2 protein-coding genes are annotated in these 1981 nt (G+C 42.6%); both read left to right on the top strand.

Annotated features, from left to right (window positions below; translation table 11 throughout):
• Positions 1 to 1094: 1094 nt before the first annotated feature.
• Positions 1095 to 1262 (top strand): hypothetical protein, encoded by a 168-nt coding sequence (locus ACNPAA_RS20775; RefSeq protein ID WP_164882702.1) that lies wholly within the window; start codon positions 1095 to 1097, stop codon positions 1260 to 1262.
• Positions 1263 to 1457: 195 nt separating this feature from the next.
• Positions 1458 to 1886, top strand: a complete 429-nt coding sequence (locus ACNPAA_RS20770; RefSeq protein WP_327789963.1) for an antitoxin Xre-like helix-turn-helix domain-containing protein — start codon at positions 1458 to 1460, stop codon at positions 1884 to 1886.
• Positions 1887 to 1981: the final 95 nt, after the last annotated feature.

Genomic DNA, 1981 nt, shown 5'->3' with positions numbered 1-1981 from the left:
GCGATTGGGCCGCTGCCCACAGGAGTGGTTGAGGGCCGTGGTCAGGGCGTGCATCGAGAAGACAGATTATCCCATCCCGGCAGAACTGATGCCGTCAACCCCGTCCTGGTGAATAGATACGGATAAAACGTATGAGTATATCGCCACAGATTTACTCACTGATGTGTCAGCCTAAGCACACAATATCTACCATCTGGATGCAAGCATGCAATGAACCTCTATCTATAAATAGATTGCATCCAGAATTACCCCCCTTACATATCCCCCTTTCATGCACAAGAGCGCCTAGTGCTGATTTTAGACATTGCATTTAAAATGCATTATGATGCTAAAATAAACAATTGAGCCTTTGTTTTCAAAATAAAATATGAATCACATTGAAAACAACTAGAACATGTCATTCAAGCATTGATGTCATTCTATATGCAGGAATTCGTCTGTTTATGTTCTGTTTAAGCCTCGTGTCTATTAAATCGAACGGCAAAAATGTTTTTATTTATATTGCTCTGCGAGCATATTATCCACATGTAATGACTACCGCATTAGCGATATTTACCATCCCATCCACATCCATTCTGTTTATGGGCATGTTATAGGTTAAATGTCGTTCAGCCAACACTCAAAAAGAGCAAAAAGCAACCAAGGGCAAAATTTGTACAATTATTTTTTCAATAAATAATCCCTTAGAAATCAATGACGTGATCTTGATGTCCGCCTTGACAGTGGCAATCTCTCGGTTTACTGTGAGTGCATCCCGAGCAGCCCAATGACCGCACTGGCAGTATGGAGTTACTATGCGAGTGAATATCGAAATGACCAAGGCCCATGATATTCATAGAGTATTTACCAGTAAGTACCACTGTATATACAAACATAAGGTGCTGATTTGTCAATCTGTACACTATTGCTTATCCAGCTGAACATGGTGTTTTCGTAGCCTGGCAAGAGCTGGTTCCGAACGTTATCCAATCTAGGTCGATTCATCAATTAGCTTACCGCTACGTATGGATGAAGTGGCAGAATACACGAGCACAAATATTCACATGCTAATTATATAATAAACACTTCCTTCCACCATTTAATAAGGGTGTTCGATGAGATATCATTACTATAATATGAAAGTAAATGAAGCCGTTCGTCAGTTTTTTGAAGATGGAAAGAAAATAAAGGACATTGCTTTTAGCTGCAAAGCAGATGAGTGCACGGTTCGTATGTGGATCAGGGAGGAAAAAAAGCGCAGACAAGAAAAGAATAAAGAGTGAACAGATATAGTTATCACCTGACACCGGCCTCAAACCGGTGTTTTGGTTACGCTACTTGTGTTGAGCAACGACGAATCCAATTGGGATGAATGCAATTAAAGTATTGATTTACATAAAATTACATCATAATGTCAATTTTGTAGCCAACGGCTTGCGAAATGCCTCAAAATAGACGATGACCCAATGAACTCTTGAATGATGATTCGCATTGGGCTGCCATCAACAACCCCCAAACGGAGGCACAGACTCATCATGACTTATGTTGGGCAATCTCCCACAACCAGCAATCTATCTGTTCTAGAGTCGCTAGGTCTACCACGTAACTGGTTAGCCGCCCATCAACACATAGTGTCTGGTGTATCTCCTGAGATCGTCGTCAAACTGAGTTCGCTCTTGGGGTCTAATACCCGAACCATTTGCCAGATGATTGGTATTAGCCGAGACACACTGAATCGCCAAATCAAACGGGGCAATAGCTTATCGACAGCTCAGGGAGATCGCGTTTACTGGTTAGCCTTAGCAGTGGATGCAGCCATATCCCTACATCGGGGAGATACTGCTAAAACGATGAGATGGCTCACCCGCTCTGCGTGGGGATTAGGGAAGGTGCGAACAAGTCCCTGATATGAGATCATGTTTGTCATCTGGAGCCATGGAGCAGGGTTCATCATGAGTCATCAACTTACCTTCGCCGACAGTGAATTCAGCAGTAAGCACCG

This window comes from Aeromonas sp. PS2Canimalfood6, from assembly GCF_048276795.1.
Taxonomy (GTDB): domain Bacteria; phylum Pseudomonadota; class Gammaproteobacteria; order Enterobacterales; family Aeromonadaceae; genus Aeromonas; species Aeromonas caviae.
Note: the sequence above shows the minus strand (reverse complement) of the source record. Positions and strands in the feature narration are given on the sequence as shown.